A 17,655-nucleotide genomic window follows, 5' to 3' on the forward strand; every position below is an offset into this window, starting at 1 on the left:
CGCGCAACCAGCGCGAGCGTTGGTACATCCGGAACAGCAGGCGCTGCGACCACGGCAGCGCCTGCACTTCAGGCAATTCGGCGTAGTTCGGTTCATCGACGAACTGCAAGCGCGGATGCCAGTTTTCCAGTTCGGCCGCGCCGCGCGGCCCCCACTCGCCGATGCGCGCGCGGGTGACCCGGATCATCCGCGCATTGCCCAGCAGGCGCAGCGCCAGACGGCCGTAGACATCGCACAGCAACTGTCCGCCCTGGGGGAAGTGCTCGATCAACCGGCGCATCAATTCGCGTGCACGCACTTCGTCCAAATACGGGAACAACCCTTCGGCGATCACCAGCACCGGCCGCTGGTTGTCGAGTTTGCCGATCCAGTCCGGCTCCATCACATTGCTGGCCAGGGTGCGGTAACGGCCCAGGCGTTGCGGCAACAGATCGCGGCGCAGTTGGATCACCGCCGGGAAATCGATGTCGATCCAATCCACGTCCAGGGCCGGATCGACCCGGTAGATGCGCGAATCCAGGCCGCAGGCCAGGTGCAGCACCAAGGTGTCGGCGCGTGCCTGCAAGGCCGCGCGGGTCCAGTTGTCGATCACCCGCGAGCGCAGCGCCAGGGCGCGGATGTCGTTGCCGCTCAGGCCGAAGCGTTCGAAGTCGTAGTCGATCCGGCGGATCAGGTCGTCGGCGAGCGCGTCGTGCAGGATCGAGGGCGTGGCGCGGTTGTCCATGCCCTTGGCGTACAGGGTGATCAGCAGGGTTTCCTGACTGCCTTCCAGGCGCATCGACGGCTCCAAGGGTCAGCGGGCGCCCGTCGCGAGCGCACGGGCCGGGCGATTGTGCGAGCGGGTGTGTGACGTCCAGGCGTAGGGGCGGCGGCCGCGGCCTTACCTGCACGGTTCCGGTCTGTGACAACGCGGCTCCGACTTAAGGCGGATCCGGCCGGGGCGCGGTTGATTCATTAATAGACCGACTGATCGATTAATGAATTGCCCATGCGCACCGTCGACCCCGCCCGCCACCGCCAGCGCCGCCAACAGATCGTCGAAGCCGCCCTGGCCTGCTTCGCCGAGAAGGGCTTCCACGCCACCCGCACCGCCGAGATCTGCCAGCGGGTGGGCATGAGCCCGGGCAATCTGTTCCATTACTTCGACAGCAAGGACGCGATCATCGAGGAAGTGATCGAACAAGACCGGCACGAGGCCGCGCGCCTGTACGCCGCCCTGCGCGAACGCGAAGACCACTACGCCGCGCTGCTGGAATTGCTCGACCTGTGCCTGGAACTGGTGTGCCAGCGCGACTACGGCGCGCTGAGCCTGGAGATCGCCGCCGAGGCCACCCGCAACCCGCGCATGGCGCGCTTGTTCGAACGCGACGATGCGCAAATCAAGGCAGACCTGAGCGCGTTGCTGAGCGACGCGGTGCGCGGCGGCCAGATCGACGCCTCGTTGCCGATCGAATCGGCCACCGTGTGGCTGCTGGCCTTGCTGGAAGGCGCGCTGTTCCGCGCCGCGGTCGATCCCGACTTCGACCTGGCGCGCGAACGCGCGACCCTGCACGGCTTGATCGAGCGCTGGCTGCGCCCGACCGGCGTGCGCTGAGCTTATGACCGCGCTCGTGTCCGGCAGGCGCCGCCTGCCCTTGTTCGGCAGCCTGCTCGCGGGTTTCTGCAGCGCGCTCGGCAACGCGGTGGCGATGGTGGCGATGCCGTGGTTCGTGCTCGAACTCACCGGCAGTCCGGCCCAGGCCGGTTTGGTCGCGGCCGCGGGCATCGTGCCGTTGATCGCCGGCGTGTTGTTCGGCGGCGCCTTGATCGAACGCTTCGGCCCGCGCCGGGTCGCGGTGTGCGGCGACTTGCTCAGCGCGGTCACCGTCGCCGCGGTGCCGCTGCTGCATGCGCTGGACGCGCTGAACTTGCCGGTGCTGTTGCTGCTGATCGCCGCCGGCGCGGTGCTCGACGGCCCGACCCGGGTCGCCGCCGATTCGCGCCGGCCGGAACTGGCGCGGCTGGCGCGGATGCGGCTGGAGCGCGCGACCTCGTTCGACGAAATGCTGCTGAGTCTGGCCGCGCTCAGCGGCCCGGCGGTGGCCGGTCTGGCGATCGTCGCGTTCGGCATGGCGCCGACCCTGTATCTGACCGCGGCCTGTTCGCTGCTAGCCGCCATCCTGGACGCGGCCTCGCTGCCGGGCGCGCGGCGCCGGCGCTTGCATGTCGATCACGCCGGCTGGCGCGGCGCGCTGGCCGGATTGCGCTTCGTGTTCGCGCAACCGCTGCTGCGCGCGCTGGTGTGGCTGGCGACCGCGTTCGTGGCCGCGTTCGGCGCGATCGAATCGGTGGTGATGCCGGCGCTGTACCGCGCCCAGGGCAGCGCGGCGCTGGAGCTGGGCCTGTTCCTGTCCGCGGCCGGCGGCGCGTCGGCGCTGGCCGCGCTGGGCTATGCGCTGTACGGCCATCGTCTGAGCCGGCGCGCGGTGTTCCTCGGCGGCTGCGCGCTGCTGGTGCTGGCATTGGCGATCCTGGCGCTGGCGCCGCCGTCGTGGCGGATCCTCGCCGGCGCCCTGGCCGGCCTGGGCGCCGGACCGCTGGCGCCGATCGAGAACGCCGAGCTGATGCGGCGCGCGCCGCAGGTCTTGCGCGCGCACGCGCTCGGCGCGGTGGCGGCCTTGAGCCTGGCCAGTCTGCCGCTGGCGATGATCGTGGCCGGCGCCACGGTCGAATACGTCGGCGCGCGGCCGCTGTTGATCGCCGCCGCGCTGCTGTTGGGCGCGATGACCTGGCGGGCCTGGCGCGGCGGCGCCTTGCGCGCGCTCGACGGCGCGGGCAACGGCAACGGCTGAAGCCGGCGCGCGCGAACGCGATCGCCGCAACAGTCCGTGCCCGGCATGCGATTGCCGGGCCGCGCCGAGGCGCGGAAACTTGAGCCACGGCCGGATCGGCCGGGTTACGGAATCCGCCTTCGATGGAAACGCTGCTGCACCTGATCCAGACCTACGGCCTGCTCGTGGTCTTCATCAGCGTCTTCCTCGACCAGGGCGGCCTGCCGGTGCCGGCGTATCCGCCGATCATCGTCACCGCCGCGGTGGCGATGGACCAACCCGCCGAACCGTGGCTGGCGCTGACCCAGATCCTGTTGGCCGCCGCGTCCGCGGCTTTGCTCGCCGACAGCCTGTGGTATCTGGGCGGACGCCGGATCGGCGCGGCCCTGCTGCGGCTGATGTGCAAGCTGTCGCTGTCGCCGGACTCGTGCGTGCTGATGACCCGCGGCATTTACGCGCGCTGGGGCGCGCCGTCGCTGGTGGTGGCCAAGTTCGTGCCGGGCTTCGCCGCGGTGGCGACCACGCTGGCCGGCGAAACCGGGACTTCGGCGCGGCGCTTCGCGTTCTACGACGGATTGGGCGCGTTGTTGTGGGCGGGCGTGGCGGTGGTTTTGGGCGCGGTGTTTCATCGCGCGGTGAACGATTTGCTCGATGGGCTGGAAACGTTGGGGCGGTATGGTCTGGTCTTGATTGGCGTGTTGATCGTCGGCTTGGTGGGTTACAAGCTGCTCAAGCGCCAGCTGTTCTTGCGCGAGCTGCGGATGGCGCGGATCTCGGTCGCCGAACTGGGCCAGTTGCTGGAACGCGGCGGCGGCCCGACCATCCTGGACGTGCGCTCCAACGAACAGCGCGATCACTCCGGCTGGATTCCCGGCGCGATCTTCATCGCCTCGCTGGGCGATGAAAACCTGCGCGGCATTCCGCCGGAGCGGCGCGAGGAAGTCATCGTCTACTGCGACTGTCCCAACGAAGCCTCCGCCGCCACCCTCGCCCGCGAGCTGCATCGCCGCGGCTTCAAGCGGGTGCGGCCGTTGGCCGGCGGATTCGAGGCCTGGCGCGCGCAGGGTTATTCGGTGGCCAAGGCCTGAAGCAGCGCGCGCCTCAAGCGCGCTCGTAGAACTCGATCGGCAGATCGTCGGGATCGGCGCAGAAGGTGAAGCGGCGGCCGGTGTATTCGTCCACCCGCACCGGTTCGACCGCGATGCCTTGCGCTTGCAGCTCGCTCACGCAGGCATCGATGTCCTGCACCGAGAACGCCAGATGGCGCAGGCCGCAGGCTTCCGGGTACGAGGGCCGCGGCGGCGGATCGGGAAACGAGAACAACTCCAACTGGCCGCCGTCGGGCAAGGCCAGATCGAGCTTGTAGGAGCCGCGCGCTTGCCGGTAAACCTCGGCCAGCACGCGCAGGCCCAGGACCTGCGTATAGAAACGCTTGGAGCGCGGGTAGTCGGAACAGATGATCGCGACGTGATGGATGCCCGACAGCTGCATGACGCCTCCGGCGAGCGGCGGGGGATGGCTCGCGATCGGGCGATTGTCCGATATTCTCGGCGCATCCGCCGTGCGCGGCGTGGCGGCCCCGGAGCGGGCCCGACCGCGTATGCTGCGCCGCCCGTTTTCGTGGAGAACTCCGTGACCGTCTACGTCGACGATGCCGTGTGGCCCTGGCGCGGCGAGCGCTGGGCCCACCTGATGGCCGACACGCTCGATGAGCTGCACGCCTTCGCCCAGCGCCTGGGCAAGCCGCGGGTGTCGTTCCAGGACAAACTCAGCGGCTGCCACTACGACGTCAACGCGCGGATGCGCGAGCGCGCGATCGAACTCGGCGCGGTGGCGATCTCGCGCCACCGCGACCGCGCGCAAGTGCGCGCGATCATCCAGCGCGCGCGCGACCAGGCCGCCGGCCGCGCGCCCTGAGCCGCGCTCAGCGCCGCGCGTCGACCGCCATCCGCACCGCCAGCGCCGACAGCACGCCGCCCATCACCCAACGCTGCGCGGCCACCCAACGCGGCCGCCCGGCCAGAAAACCGGCGATACCGCCGGCCCCGGCCACGATCAAGGCGTTGACCCCGACGCTGATGCAGATCTGCAGGCTGCCCAGCACCAGCGACTGCAGCATCACGCTCTTGTGCGGATCGATGAACTGCGGCAACAACGCCAGATAGAACATCGCCACCTTGGGATTGAGCAGGCTGGTCAACAAACCCATCACGAACAAACGGCGCGGGCTGTCCGGGGCCAGTTCGCGCACCTGGAACGGCGAACTGCCGCCGGGCTTGATCGCCTGCCAGGCCATCCACAGCAGATAGGCCGCGCCGCCGATGCGCAGCGCGTCGTAGGCATACGGCACCGCGAACAGCAGCGCGGTGATGCCGAAGGCGGCGGCGAACAGATAGAAGAAGAATCCCACGCCGACCCCGGCCAGCGAGATCAGTCCGGCCTTGCGGCCTTGGCAGATCGAGCGCGAGACCAGGTAAACCATGTTCGGTCCCGGAGTCAGCACCATCACCAAGGCCAGGCCGGCGAACGCCAACAACGACGACAGCTCAAACATCCGCCTCTCCTCGCAATGGGAAAGCGCGCCGCACGCGCGCCGGAGCGACATCATCGCTCATCCCGGTCACAGCGGTCAGCGCATCTGGACGCAACGCTGTGGCGCCGCGGATGGCGAGGATCGCGAATACCGAAGGCCACGCCCAGGGCGTCGCCATCAAAAAAGAAGCCGCGACGGCAGAACCGTCGCGGCTTCGGGGCTTCCCCTCTCGGGAAGGGGATTTCAGAAACGCAGCGAGTAGCGCGCGCTGACGCCGTGGTCGTTGGCCTCATCGGCGAGCTGGCCGCTGTAGCTCAGCTCCAACAGGCCGTTGGCGCTGAGCCGCGCGGCGATGCCGGCTTCGACCAGGGTCGCGTCCTCGGCCAGCGGCGCGCCGCTGACGTTGAAGGCGTTGCCGCCGCGCCAGGCCACCTGGGTCTGCGGGGTCAGATCGCCGCTGGCGTGGCGACGGCCCAGGCCGCCGCGCAGGCTCAGCCAGCTCGCGTCCTGTTGCGCGCCCTTCAAGTCGACGTTGAAGCGCAGGCCCAGGGTCGACAGATTGACCCGGCTGTCGGCGCCGGCGCCGCTCAGCGCGGCGGCGCCGCCGGTTTCCTGGAACGCATCGGTCTTGACCCGCACCTGGGCGAACTGCGCGTAAGGCTCGAACGCCCAGGCGCCGGCGTCGAAGCGATAGCCGCCTTCGACGAAGCCCTGGCGGCTGTCGGCGTCGTAGGACGCGCGGGTGCGGTCGATGAAGCCGTTGAAGCCGATGCGGCGGTCCAGATCGACGTCCTGGCGGGCGAAGGCGTAACCGGCACTCAGCGCGAACGCGCCCCAATTCTGGCCGGCGTACACGCCCAGGTGGGTGCTCTTGATCCGGGCCTTGTCGAGGCGGTCGTTGTTGCTGTCGGTGCGGCCGTTGCCGCCGAGCACGCCGATCCGCCAACCGCCGTCGAAGCGGTAGTCGTAACCGACCAGGGTCGCCGAGCCGTTGTACTCGTTGCGCGCGGCATTGCCGTCGCCGTCGAGGGTGCCGCCGGATTTCAGCAACTGCACCCACGCGCCTTGCGATGCGCCTTCGCCGTCGGCGGCGAACTCGCCGCGGCCGGAACGCGCGCGCGCCAGCGCCGCATCGCGCAGGTGGCGGCTGTCGTCGACCAGGATCGAACGCAGGCTGGCGTGGCCTTCGCCGCTGAGCGCATCCAATGCCGACATCGCCTGCTCGGGGAACAACTGGGTCAGCGGCTGAGCGATGCCTTGAGCGACGGCAAGCCGGTCGGCCGCGGCCGCGGCGGCGAGTTGGTTGTCGGTGCGCGCCGCCGAAGCGAGCGAGGCGCCGCGGGTCACTTCCACCCCGACCTGATTGGCCGCGTACGCCAGGCCGAACTGCAGGAACGGCGAGAACGAGGACTGGTCGATCGAAGCGAACTGGCCGCTGATGCCGCCGGCGGCGCTGATCAGATTGAAGTTCTGGCCCAGCATGTACTGGCCCGGCGCGTGCAACACCACCAGCTTGCCGCCTTCCAGGCTGGCCTTGCCGGTGACGTCGATGCGGTCGGACTGGCCGCCGGCCGACAGCTCGGCGACATAGGTCGAACCGGCCGCCTGCACGTAATCGCCTTGCACTGTCAGCGTACCGATCGAATTGCCCGGCGACACCGCGCCTTGCACGCGCACGTTGCCGACGATGCGGCCGCTGCCGCCCAGGCCGCCGTTGGCCAGCACCGGCAAGGCCGCGCTGGTCAGGGTGCCGTTGACCACCAGGGTGCCGCTCTCGACCTGGGCCGCATAAGCGTTGTTGCCGGTGAGTTCCAGCACGCCACCGTTGACGTTGAGGCCGCCGAAGCTGTTGTTGCCGCTCAGGCGCAACCAGCCGGCGCCGGACTTGGTCAACACGCCGCTGCCGCCGATGTCGTTGCGCCAATCGTCCCAGGCCTTGCCGGTCCAGACTTTGGCGCCGCCGGCGGGGCGGTCCATGACCACATCGGTGTCGACGCGGATCTGCCCGGGGCCGTCGATGGCTTTCTTCAGATCGATCAGGCCCCAGCCGTAGACCTCGTCGATGCCGGCCGCGCCCAGATCGGTCGCGGTGGTCAGCAGGATGTCGCGCACTTGCGGGCCGGTCAGATACGGAAAGCGTTCGAACAACAGACCGAGCGAACCGGTGACGTGCGGCGCGGCCATCGAGGTGCCGCTCATGTCCTGGTATTCGTAGGTCTGCGGGCTGTCGACGGAGACGTTGAAGGAAATCGAACCGTCGGGGTTGCGCACCAATCCGCCGCTGAGTCCGGCGTTGCCGCCGATCACGGTGGAGTGGATCACCGAACCCGGCGCGGCCACGCACCAGTTGGCGGTCTGCGCGCAGCGCATCGAGCGATTGCTGAGGGTCAGATCGGGAGTGATGTTGACCACCGACAACCAATACGGTTCCAGATCCGCGCGCAGACGCGGCAGGCTGGCGTACAGGCCGGCCTGCGGCGCGGTCTCCGGGGTCACGCCGACGACGGCGTGATTGCCCGCGGCCCACACTTGCAGCATGCCCTTGTCGAGCGAGCCCTTGGCGAACACATCGAAGTAAGCCGCGTTGTCCGGGTCGAACAACAACGCATCCAGGGTCGGCAGGGTGGTGCGTTCTTTCGCCAGGCCCCAGCTGTGATTGAGCGCGCGCACGCCTTGCGCGTTCATGTCCTGGTACATCCGCGCGATGGTGTCGTCGTTGGCGCTGGGACGCGGCAAGGAGACCACGCTGTAACCGGTGGCGGTGCGCTGCCACTCCTGAGCGCCGTTGAACGACCACTTGGCCACGCTCAGATCCGAAGCGAACGCCACGCCGTGGGTGCCGTTGCCGTCGCGATTGGCGGCGACGGTGCCGCCGACGTGGGTGCCGTGGGTGCCGTACTCGAAGCCCGGCTGCACATACGGGCCAGCCTGGATGATGGCGCGGATGTTGGCCGGCACGTTGGCGTTGAAGCCGGTGTAGGTGACCTGGGCCTGATCGCCGCGCGAGCTGAAGCACGCGCCGGGGCCGCTGATGATGCTGGTGTTGGTGCAATAAGTGCCGTCGTCGAGCAGATCGGCCATCGCGATCGCGCGGTTGTCCTTGCCGGCGAATTCCGGATGCGCCAGCACCGTGCCGCTGTCGTACACGCCCAGGCGGACGCCCTTGCCGGTCAGGCCGCGCGCGTAAGCGTATTGCGCGTTGATCGCGGCCAGACCCCAGTCGGCGTTGAATTCATCGCTGCGCCAGCTGTCGGGATCGCCGGATTGGCCGTTGGCGCTTTGCGCCGAGGCCAGGCTCGAGGCGGCGAGCAAACCGCCGACAATCGCCAGGCTGAGCAGGGAACGGGATTGCGTGCGGAACGAACTGCGAACGCGACGAGCGCGGATAGTGCCTTGCATCGGTCGATGAACCCCTGTCATGAAAAAGCGCCCCGGACGAGGCGCTGCTGCGACGGTCCGATGCGCGCGGCGCATGGCGTCGGGATGGGCCGCTAGGGCGGCCTCTACCAGTTCATAACGCGGGGCAGACCGTAACCCCCTACACAAAATCGTCACGTCTTAAGCATGACTAACGACACGCGCCGGCACGGCGAATCGTGGATGCGGACGCGCCCGCGGTCACTCGCCGTCGTGTTCGCCCGACATCAAGCCGCGCCGCCACGCAAACGCCACCGCCTCGGTGCGGTCGGCCAGATGCAGCTTGGCCAGCACGTTGCCCAGGTGCGACTTGACCGTTTTTTCGCCGATGTTGAGCGCCGCGGCGATGCGCGCGTTGCTGCCGCCTTCAGCGAGTTTGCGCAGCACGTCGAGCTCGCGCTCGGTCAGGCAGGCGAACGGATCCTCGCGCGGTTCGCGCTTGCGCCGCACCGCCTTGAGGATGCGCTGGGCGACGAAGGGATGAATCACCGCCTCGCCGGCGGCGATCCGCCGCAGCGTGGCCAGCAGTTCGTCGCCGAGCATGCTCTTGAACAGCAACGACTGCGCGCCGGCTTCGATCGCGGCAAAGGCCAGATCGTCCTGATCGGTCGAGGTCAGCACCGCGATCGCGCTGCGCGGGCTCAGACCCTTGATCGCGCGGATGGCCTGCACGCCGTCCACGTCGGGCATCATCAGATCGATCACGATCAGATCCGGCGCCAGATCGCGCGCCAGTTCGATCGCCTCGGCGCCGCCGCCGGCCTCGCCGACCACTTCGAAATCCTCGGTCAGGCTGAGCAGGCTGCGGATGCCCTTGCGCACCACTTCGTGATCGTCGACCAACAGCACCGAGGTTTTCATGCGGAGGTTTCCTGCGCGGGTTCGAGCGTGAACGACACCGTCACCACCGTGCCGCTGGGGGAACTGGCGATGCGGAAGCGGCCGCCGGGCAAGGTGCGCGCGCGCAGGCGCATGTTGGCCAGGCCCATGCCGGTGGATTCGTGCTCGCTGATGGCGAAGCCGCAGCCGTCGTCCTGGATGGTCCAGCCATAACGGTTGCCGGAGTTGTTGAGCACCACTTCGATCCGGCGCGCGCCGCTGTGGCGCAGGCTGTTGGCCGCGGCTTCGGTGGCGATCAGCAGCAACTGCCCGGCGTGCTGCGGGAAATCGCCCAGGCCGCGCTCGGCGACGCCGTCGAGCAGCAGGCGCCATTCGATTTCGCTGCCGCCGAGCAGATGCGAGAACGTGTCTTCCAGCGCCTTGCGCAGGCCCTGCTCGGCCACCGTCGGCGCCGAGAAGCGCTGGATCACGTCGGCCAGATCGCGTTGCAACTGCCCGGTCAGGCCGAGCGCGGCCTTGATCAGCGCGCGTTGACGCGGGTCGCGGCCGTCGTCGCCGTCGCGTTCGTTGAGGTGATCGAGCACGCTCAGCTGCAGGCCCAGGGCGAAGCTGCGCTGCTTGGCGGTGTCGTGCAGATCGCGCGCCAGCCGGTTGCGTTCTTCCGAGACCGCCAAGGCCTGGCGCACCTGGATCACCTCGCTCAAGGCATCGGCCATGCGATCGAAACGCTGCGACAGGCGGCCGAACTCATCGCGGCCGGGATCGTGGATGCGCGCGTCCAACTCGCCGGCGGCCCAGGCATCGGCGACGTGCTCGGCGTGGCCGATGCGGCGGGTCAGCAGGGTCGCCACCGCCACCGCCGACATCGCGCTGATCACGATCAGATAGATCACCAGGCCCTCGAAATCGCCCGAATCCATGCGCATGAACGTCGCCAGCGAACCGCCGGAGTGCTGGCCCACGCTCAGCGCCGCACCGGGCGCGCCGGCCAGCGGCAAGGCCACCACGCTGATCCAGTCGCCGTCGCGCTCGTGCCGGCGCGGCACCGCCGCGCGGGTGGCGGCGGCTTCGTGCTCGACCTCCTCCAGCGCCTGCGCCAACGGCGCGTCGGCCTTGGCCGGGTACTCGCACAGGCGGCCGCCGCGGTCGCGGTAGCGGATCGCGATGCGGCGGTCGAAGGTGTTGCCGGCGAAACTGTAGGCGGACATCCAGCGCGGCGTGTCCATGCCGACGATGCGCACCAGCAGCGCCTGCAGCATCGCCTCGCATTGGCTGGCGGGCAGGTTGGACAGCTCGGGCAACGGGCCGAAGCGGTGCAGCTCGCGCCGCATCGCGCTCTCCAGCATCGGCGGGGCCATGTTGTCGCGCACTTCCATGCGGGTCAGGTACAGGCCCAGCATCGACAACAGACCGGTGCTGACCCAGCAGGCGATCAGCATCGACAGCAGGCATTTCCAGAACAGCCCGCTCCACCAGCGCCGCGCCGGCGCGCGTGCAGCAGACGTCGGGCGTGCGGCGGTTTCGCTCATGCCGCGATTATTCCAGGTTATCGCCGCGGCGAATCCGCCAAACGTCCCGGTCGCGTCCCGTCGCCAGCCCGATGCCGCCGCCAGCGCGGCCGCGCAGCATCGCAGCCCTCCCACTGCGGCCGCGCCCATGTCTGCCAAACCCGCCCCACGGATCGAGCTTCTGGATGCGCTGCGTGGGCTGGCGCTGCTGGGCATTTTGCTGGTCAACATCGGCGTGTTCGCCTCGCCCTGGTGGGGCCTGGGCGCGGCGGATCCGGGGTTCGACCGGCCGCTGGACCACGCTGTGCACCTGCTGGTGGCGTGCGTGTTCGAGATGAAGTTCTACCTGCTGTTCTCGTTCCTGTTCGGCTACAGCTTCAGCCTGCAATTGGAGGCGGCCCGGCGCGCCGGCGAGGCCTTCGCGCCGCGCATGCGTCGGCGCCTGCTCGGGTTGTGGGTGATCGGCGCGCTGCATGCGGCGCTGTTGTTTCACGGCGACATCCTCACCACTTACGCGGCGATGGGCGCGGTGTTGCTGGCCTTGCATCGGTTACCGCGAGCTAAGGCCCTGCGCTGGGCGCGGGGCTTGATCGCGGCGACCGCGCTGGTCTGGGCCGGTCTGGCGGCATTGGTCTGGATCGATCAGGGTTCTTTGTTCGCCGCGATCGAACGCGCCGATGATCTGCGCGCGCAAGCCGATGCAGTGCTGACCGGTTTCCGCGGCGATCCGGCGCAAGTGATCGGCGCGCGTTTGCGCGAGTTGTCCGGCACTTGGCTGGTGCTGGCCGGATTGCAGGCGCCGTGCGCGTTGGCGATGTTCCTGTACGGCTTGGCCGCGGGCCGGCGGCGCCTGTTCGCGCGGCCGGAGCGTTATCGGGCGCTGTTGCGGCGCGCACGCACGCGGGGCCTGGCGATCGGTCTGCCGGCGGCGGCGTTGTTCGCGTGGGCGACGCTCGCAGCGCCGGGCAGCGCGCTGGAATTGTTCGCGCTGGCGTTGAGCATCGCGACCGCGCCGTGGTTGTGTCTGGCCTACCTCGCCATCGCCGTGCGCGCCTTCGCCGGCCGACGCATCCGGCGCGCCGCGTCGGCGCTGGCGCCGGCGGGGCGTATGGCCTTGTCGAACTATCTGCTGCAGTCGCTGATCCTGGCGCTGCTGTTCACCGGTTACGGCCTGGGCTGGATGGGACGGATCTCGCCGCTGAGCACCGTGGCGCTCGCCACTGTCTTGTACGCCGCGCAACTGTGCCTCAGCCGACTGTGGTTGCGCCGCTACGCCTACGGCCCGGTGGAATGGGGCTTGCGCGCGCTCACCATCGGCGCGTGGCCGCGCATGCGCAAATCCGCGCGCGAACCGCGCTGAATGCGCGACGACGATGAATGCGCCGCCGGCCCACCGCGCGCTGAATGACCACTGTCATGTCTGCGCCGAACCGTGACCGGCTACGACAATCGCGGCGTAGTCAGTGCCGGGAACTTGTACGAGACTCAACGGCCCGCCCGTCGTCGCCAGGAGACTGCGCACGCCGTGATCGCATCGCTTTTTCATCCCGTTCGCGTCGCGCCGGACGCGCGCGCCTGATCCGGTCCTCGTGCGCGAAGACCTGTTCCGACGCGAAATGCTCGATGCCAGAAAACAACGCTGGCTCGGCAGCATTCGCCTGCCGGTTTCGTCCATGGGCTGGCCGATGGCGGCGCTGGCCGGATTGGCGTTGATCGCCGCGATCGCCTTGCTGGGCTGGGGACACTACACCCGCAGCGAACGCGCGGTGGGACTGCTGATGCCGTCGGGCGGCCTGCTGGCGCTGGCCGCGCCCGCCTCGGGCACGCTGCTGCGCAGTCATGTCAGCGAAGGCCAGGCGGTGGTTCGCGGTCAAACCCTGCTGGAGATTTCCTCCGAACTCGACAGCCCGACCCTGCGCGCCGGCATCGGCCAGACCGTCGGCGCGGAACTGGCGGCGCAACGGCAACGGCTGCGCGCCGAGCGCGACGCGCTCGAACGCGGCCGCGAGCGCGAAGCCGCGCAACTGCGCCAGCGCATCGACACTGCGCAGGCGCGCATCGGCCTGGCCGAAACCCAACTGCGATTGCGCGATCAACAGGCCAAACAGGCGCAAGCCCTGGCCGAGCGGGTACGGCCGCTGCGCGGCGACAAACTGCTCAGCGAAGTGCAGTGGCAGCAATACGAAACCGACCGCATCGACGCGCAGACGCGGGTCCAGGACGCGCGCCGCGAACGCCTCGACGCCGCGCGCGAACTGGCCGAGGCGCAAGCGGCGCTGCAGCAGTGGCCCGAGCAATGGGCGCAGCGGCGCGACCGGATCGAGCGCGAACTGGCCGACATCGCCCAGGACGATGCGCGCAACGAAGGCCGTCGCCGCATCGCCGTGCTCGCCCCGCGCGCCGGCCGCGTGTCCGCGCTGGCCGGCAGCGAAGGCCAGACCGTCGCCGCCGGCCAACGCCTGCTGACCTTGCTGCCCGAGGCCGCGCCGCTGCAAGCCGAGTTGTGGCTGCCCGATCGCGCCATCGGTCTGATCGCGCCGGGTACGCCGGTGGCGCTGCGTCTGGCCGCGTTCCCGTATCAAACCCACGGACTGCAACGCGGCCGGGTGGCGCAGATCGCGCGCGGCGCGCTGTCGCCCGAGGAAATCCGCGCGCGCACCGGGCTTAGCGTGGCCGAACCGTCGTGGCGGGTGCTGGTGGATCTGGATCGGCAATCGGTCGGCCGCCACCCGCTGCGCGCGCAGATGCGGGTGGAAGCCGATCTGCGCCTGGAACGCCGCCGTTTGTACGAATTCGCCCTTGCGCCGCTGGCGATGGGTGATGCGAAGGCGGAATCGCGATGAGCCGCCGCCCGCTGCCGATGATCCAGCAGAACGAATTGGCCGAATGCGGCCTGGCCTGTCTGGCGATGATCGCCGTGCATCACGGCCACGACATCGACCTGGCCAGCCTGCGCCGGCGCTTTCCGGTGTCGCCGCGCGGCGCCACCCTGACCCGGCTGATCAAGACCGCCGGCGCGCTGAGCTTCGACACCCGGCCGCTGCGCGCGGAGGTCGAGCATTTATCCGATCTGCAACTGCCTTGCGTGCTGCACTGGGATCTCAACCATTTCGTCGTGCTCAAGCGCATCAGCGGCGGCCACGCCGAGATCCACGACCCCGCGCGCGGCGCGCTGAAACTGCCGCTGGCCGAGTTCGGCCGCCATTACACCGGCATCGCCCTGGAACTGACCCCGCGCGCGGACTTCGCGCCGATGCGCGAGCGTCAACGCCTGAGCCTGCGCGCGTTGGCCGGGCGCATCGTCGGCCTGCGCCGCGCCGCGGCGCAGATCCTGATTCTGGCGCTGAGCCTGGAAGCGTTCACCCTGTTGCTGCCGATGGCGATGCAATGGGTCATCGACCGGGTGCTGGTCTCGGCCGACATCGAACTGCTGCACCTGCTCGGCATCGGCTTTTTGACCGTGGTGCTGTTCCAGGCCGCGATCGCCGCGATGCGCGGCTGGCTGGTCGCCGAACTGGGCGCCTGGCTCAACTCGCAATGGCTGGCCAATCTGTTCGGCCATCTGATGCGATTGCCGTTGGACTATTTCGAAAAACGCCACGTCGGCGGGGTGATGTCGCGCTTCGTCTCGGTCCAGTCGATCCAGCAGACCTTGACCGGCAGCTTCGTGGAAAGCCTGCTCGACGGCCTCACGGCGATCCTGGTGCTGGGCTTGCTGCTGCTCTACAGCCCGGCGCTGACCGCGCTGGTGCTGACCGCGTTCGCGCTGTACGCAGGGCTACGCTGGGCCGCGTTCCGGCGCCTGCGCCGGCTCAAGGAAGAACAGCTGATCCAGGTCGCCCAGCAGCAAAGTCTGTTGATCGAAGCGATCCAGGGCGTGCAGACGATCAAATTGGGCAACAAGCAGGACGAACGCCGCGCGCGCATCGCCAACGCCAGCGTCGAGGTCGCCCATCGCGAAGCCGCCATCGGCCGCACCACCGCGGTGTTCTCGGCCTTGTCCAAGCTGGTGTACGGCGCGCAGCGGGTGCTGCTGATCTGGATCTGCGCCTGGATGACCCTGCAAGCGCAGTTCACCGCCGGCATGATGGTGGTGTTCGTCGCCTACGCCGATCTGTTCGCCACCCGCACCGGCAGCCTGATCGACAAACTGGTCGATCTGCGCCTGCTCGGCCTGCACGGCCAGCGCATCGGCGACATCGCGCTGGAGCCGCCGGAAGCGCATGTGCATACCGATTACGCGGGGCCGGCGCCGGCCCCGCGGATCGAGCTGGAACGGGTGAGTTTCCGCTATGCCGACGACGAGCCGTGGATCTTGCGCGATTGCAGTTTCGCGGTCGAAGCCGGCGAATCGGTGGCCATCGTCGGCCCCTCCGGTTGCGGCAAGACCACCCTGGCCAAGCTGATGCTGGGCTTGCTGCGGCCCAGTTCCGGCAGCATCCGCATCGGCGACGTCGACATCCACCGCTACGGGCTGGCCGCCTACCGCGAGATGTTCGGCGCGGTGATGCAGGAGGACGTGCTGTTCGCCGGCTCCATCGCCGAGAACATCGCCTTCTTCGATCCCGCCGCCGACGCCGAACGGATCCAGGCCGCCGCGCGCGCGGCGCGCATCCACCAGGACATCGCGGCGATGGCGATGGGTTACGAGACCTTGGTCGGCGATCTCGGCCAATCCTTGTCGGGCGGGCAGAAGCAGCGCGTGCTGCTGGCTCGCGCCCTGTACCAACAACCGGCGATCTTGCTGCTCGATGAGGCCACCAGCCATCTGGATGTGGCGCGCGAGCATGAGATCAATCGCGAGATCGCCGCGCTGCGCATCACCCGCATCGTCATCGCTCACCGACCCGACACGATCCGTAGCGCCGATCGGGTGGTGTCGTTGCGCGACGGCGTAAGTGAACAATTCAAGAACCGCGAAGACGCAATGCCGATCCACTCGCGGGCGCACGACGAAACTGCGATGGCGATGGGGAAACCCCGTGTTTTCTAGTTGCTAGCATCGATGCACGTGCCGTCGCCGGAACGGCCTTTCATTCTTTCCGGCACTACGTTTCTCAGGAGAAAGATTCATGAGCAAGCAAGACGTGAAACAGCCTCAGAACGACACCGTCCGTCCGCTCGCGCGCGTCGCAGCACGCGAGCTGTCGTTGCAAGAGATCGCCGCGATCTCGGGCGGCAAGGGCGACACCACCCACGCCACCGGCCCCAACGGCGACGACCCGGGCGATCCGGATTTGCTGTAATCCGACGGCGCATACGCCGGCCGCGGCGGTGGACTCGCGCGCGAGCGACGTGCGCGTAAACCGTAACGCCGGCGCATGACCGCGCGGCACGCCCCTCAGCGGGCGTGCCGCTTTTGTCCAACCCTTATCGCAAACGCCATGCCCGCCCATCGCCGCCCGCTGATCCTTTCGTCCCTGGCCCACGACATCCACGCCTCCGCCGCGCGCTGGGCGCTGCGCGCCAGCGGCATCGACGCGGTCTGGGCCGCTGCGCTGGGGCAGGCGGAGACCGGGCCGATGTCGCTGCATTGCGATGCCGACACCGGCCTGCACATGAGCGGCGCGCTCGACGATGCCAGCATCGGCACGGTGTGGTACCGGCGCGCGCGCAATCCCGAATCGTTTCCGCGCGCGCACCAAAGCGATCAGGCCTTCCTGCGCGGCGAATGGGGACGCTTTCTCAAGAACGTCTACGCCCTCACCGATCAGGGCGCCGACCGGCTCTGGGTCAATCGCCCCAATGCGGCGGCGATGGCCGAGAACAAACTGGTGCAGTTGCGCGCCGCGCACCGCTGCGGCCTGCGCTTTCCCGCGACCCTGGTTTCGCACGACCCGGCCGAGATCCGCCGCTTCGTCCAGCGCCACGGCCGGGTGGTCTACAAACCGTTCATGACCCACACCTGGAAGGACGCCGAGAGCGGCCGGATGTTCAGCACTTATGCGCGCATCGTCGAAGCCTCGATGCTGGACGACGACGACAGCCTGCTGCACTGCCCCGGGATTTATCAGGTCTACGTCGACAAACGCTACGACTTGCGCGTCACCGCGATCGGCGACCGCTACCTCGCCGCGCGCCTGTATTGCGAGCACGACGACGGCGTGGTCGACTGGCGCGCGCGGCAGGCGGTGCAGGGCTTGCGCGCGCAGGCCGGCGAATTGTCGGCCGCCGATCAGGCCAAGCTGGCGGCGCTGATGCGCGAGTTGGGGCTGGTGTTCGGCTGCATCGATCTGGCCATAGACGCCAATGGCGATGCGCATTTTCTAGAGATCAACCAGGCCGGGCAGTTCTTGTTCGTCGAAGACCTGGTGCCGTCGCTGCCGCTGCTGCGCGCGATGAGCGCGATGCTGGCCGAGGGCCGCGCCGATTATTCGTTGGCGACCATCGCCGAGGTGTCGTACGCGGATTACTGCGCCAGCGAGGAGCATCGCGCGTGGTGGGCGCAGGCCAGCGAGGGTTTGCAGGGGCGCGGCCCGGCGGCGGCGGGGATCAGTTTGGAGTAGGCGCCCGCGAAGCCGCGGGGGCGAACGCGCAAATCAAAATG

General features: G+C 69.0%; 15 protein-coding genes. 9 read left to right on the top strand and 6 right to left on the bottom strand.

All coding sequences use genetic code 11. The annotated features are described in order from the left end of the window. Positions 1 to 778 (bottom strand): class I SAM-dependent methyltransferase (locus V7787_RS48610; RefSeq protein ID WP_336094815.1); only part of this gene is annotated, 778 nt, incomplete at its 3' end. A gap of 210 nt (positions 779 to 988) precedes the next feature. Between V7787_RS48610 and V7787_RS48615 the strand changes: the two genes are divergently transcribed. From V7787_RS48615 to V7787_RS48625, 3 genes are all read left to right on the top strand, one after another. Continuing rightward, complete coding sequence (locus V7787_RS48615; protein WP_336094816.1) at positions 989 to 1,594, top strand: TetR/AcrR family transcriptional regulator; 606 nt, start codon at positions 989 to 991, stop codon at positions 1,592 to 1,594. A 16-nt stretch (positions 1,595 to 1,610) separates the two neighbouring features. Then, positions 1,611 to 2,831 (top strand): MFS transporter, encoded by a 1,221-nt coding sequence (locus tag V7787_RS48620; protein WP_336094817.1) that lies wholly within the window; start codon positions 1,611 to 1,613, stop codon positions 2,829 to 2,831. 122 nt (positions 2,832 to 2,953) lie between these two features. Beyond that, on the top strand, positions 2,954 to 3,898 hold the full coding sequence (locus tag V7787_RS48625) for a rhodanese-like domain-containing protein (protein ID WP_336094818.1): 945 nt from the start codon (positions 2,954 to 2,956) through the stop codon (positions 3,896 to 3,898). Between the two features lie 13 nt (positions 3,899 to 3,911). Here the strand turns inward: V7787_RS48625 and gloA2 are convergent, their stop codons facing one another. Further along, positions 3,912 to 4,301 carry an SMU1112c/YaeR family gloxylase I-like metalloprotein gene (gene gloA2 / locus V7787_RS48630; RefSeq protein WP_336094819.1) on the bottom strand — a complete coding sequence of 130 codons (390 nt, stop codon included), beginning with the start codon at positions 4,299 to 4,301 and terminating at the stop codon, positions 3,912 to 3,914. Positions 4,302 to 4,442: 141 nt separating this feature from the next. On the opposite strand from gloA2, the gene V7787_RS48635 reads away from it, so the two are divergent. Next, entirely contained in the window at positions 4,443 to 4,727 is a 285-nt protein-coding gene (locus V7787_RS48635) for a DUF4031 domain-containing protein (RefSeq protein WP_336094820.1), read from the top strand. Between the two features lie 7 nt (positions 4,728 to 4,734). Here the strand turns inward: V7787_RS48635 and V7787_RS48640 are convergent, their stop codons facing one another. The 4 genes from V7787_RS48640 to V7787_RS48655 form a co-directional block, all read right to left on the bottom strand. Beyond that, positions 4,735 to 5,364, bottom strand: a complete 630-nt coding sequence (locus V7787_RS48640; protein ID WP_336094821.1) for a LysE family translocator — start codon at positions 5,362 to 5,364, stop codon at positions 4,735 to 4,737. Between the two features lie 222 nt (positions 5,365 to 5,586). Then, positions 5,587 to 8,742: an autotransporter domain-containing protein gene (locus tag V7787_RS48645; RefSeq protein ID WP_336094822.1), complete on the bottom strand. Its 3,156-nt coding sequence runs from the start codon at positions 8,740 to 8,742 to the stop codon at positions 5,587 to 5,589. A gap of 219 nt (positions 8,743 to 8,961) precedes the next feature. After that, complete coding sequence (locus V7787_RS48650) at positions 8,962 to 9,621, bottom strand: response regulator transcription factor (RefSeq protein ID WP_336094823.1); 660 nt, start codon at positions 9,619 to 9,621, stop codon at positions 8,962 to 8,964. Next, positions 9,618 to 11,129: a sensor histidine kinase gene (locus V7787_RS48655; RefSeq protein WP_336094824.1), complete on the bottom strand. Its 1,512-nt coding sequence runs from the start codon at positions 11,127 to 11,129 to the stop codon at positions 9,618 to 9,620. The genes V7787_RS48650 and V7787_RS48655 overlap by 4 nt, the downstream gene beginning before the upstream one ends. A 127-nt stretch (positions 11,130 to 11,256) precedes the next feature. Here V7787_RS48655 and V7787_RS48660 point away from each other — a divergent pair, with 127 nt between their 5' ends. From V7787_RS48660 to V7787_RS48680, 5 genes are all read left to right on the top strand, one after another. Continuing rightward, entirely contained in the window at positions 11,257 to 12,468 is a 1,212-nt protein-coding gene (locus V7787_RS48660; RefSeq protein WP_336094825.1) for a DUF418 domain-containing protein, read from the top strand. Positions 12,469 to 12,697: 229 nt separating this feature from the next. Continuing rightward, positions 12,698 to 13,951, top strand: coding sequence for an HlyD family secretion protein (locus V7787_RS48665; RefSeq protein WP_336094826.1), 1,254 nt, complete (start codon positions 12,698 to 12,700; stop codon positions 13,949 to 13,951). Beyond that, a complete protein-coding gene (locus V7787_RS48670; RefSeq protein WP_336094827.1) occupies positions 13,948 to 16,101 on the top strand; it encodes a peptidase domain-containing ABC transporter in 2,154 nt (717 codons plus the stop codon). The genes V7787_RS48665 and V7787_RS48670 overlap by 4 nt, the downstream gene beginning before the upstream one ends. Before the next feature lie 79 nt (positions 16,102 to 16,180). Next, positions 16,181 to 16,354 (top strand): hypothetical protein, encoded by a 174-nt coding sequence (locus V7787_RS48675; protein WP_336094828.1) that lies wholly within the window; start codon positions 16,181 to 16,183, stop codon positions 16,352 to 16,354. Positions 16,355 to 16,492: 138 nt separating this feature from the next. After that, the gene (locus tag V7787_RS48680; protein ID WP_336094829.1) at positions 16,493 to 17,614 is read left to right on the top strand and encodes a hypothetical protein; all 1,122 of its coding nucleotides are present in this window, start codon (positions 16,493 to 16,495) and stop codon (positions 17,612 to 17,614) included. Positions 17,615 to 17,655 lie beyond the last annotated feature (41 nt).

The sequence above is a fragment of the Pseudomonas sp. CGJS7 genome, assembly GCF_036961695.1.

Coding starts and splice junctions, on each gene's coding strand:
- V7787_RS48615 (WP_336094816.1), top strand. CDS start 989: ATGCGCACCGTCGACCCCGCCCGCCACCGCCAGCGCCGCCAACAGATC.
- V7787_RS48625 (WP_336094818.1), top strand. CDS start 2,954: ATGGAAACGCTGCTGCACCTGATCCAGACCTACGGCCTGCTCGTGGTC.
- gloA2 (WP_336094819.1), bottom strand. CDS start 4,301: ATGCAGCTGTCGGGCATCCATCACGTCGCGATCATCTGTTCCGACTAC.
- V7787_RS48640 (WP_336094821.1), bottom strand. CDS start 5,364: ATGTTTGAGCTGTCGTCGTTGTTGGCGTTCGCCGGCCTGGCCTTGGTG.
- V7787_RS48645 (WP_336094822.1), bottom strand. CDS start 8,742: ATGCAAGGCACTATCCGCGCTCGTCGCGTTCGCAGTTCGTTCCGCACG.
- V7787_RS48650 (WP_336094823.1), bottom strand. CDS start 9,621: ATGAAAACCTCGGTGCTGTTGGTCGACGATCACGAAGTGGTGCGCAAG.
- V7787_RS48655 (WP_336094824.1), bottom strand. CDS start 11,129: ATGAGCGAAACCGCCGCACGCCCGACGTCTGCTGCACGCGCGCCGGCG.
- V7787_RS48660 (WP_336094825.1), top strand. CDS start 11,257: ATGTCTGCCAAACCCGCCCCACGGATCGAGCTTCTGGATGCGCTGCGT.
- V7787_RS48670 (WP_336094827.1), top strand. CDS start 13,948: ATGAGCCGCCGCCCGCTGCCGATGATCCAGCAGAACGAATTGGCCGAA.
- V7787_RS48675 (WP_336094828.1), top strand. CDS start 16,181: ATGAGCAAGCAAGACGTGAAACAGCCTCAGAACGACACCGTCCGTCCG.
- V7787_RS48680 (WP_336094829.1), top strand. CDS start 16,493: ATGCCCGCCCATCGCCGCCCGCTGATCCTTTCGTCCCTGGCCCACGAC.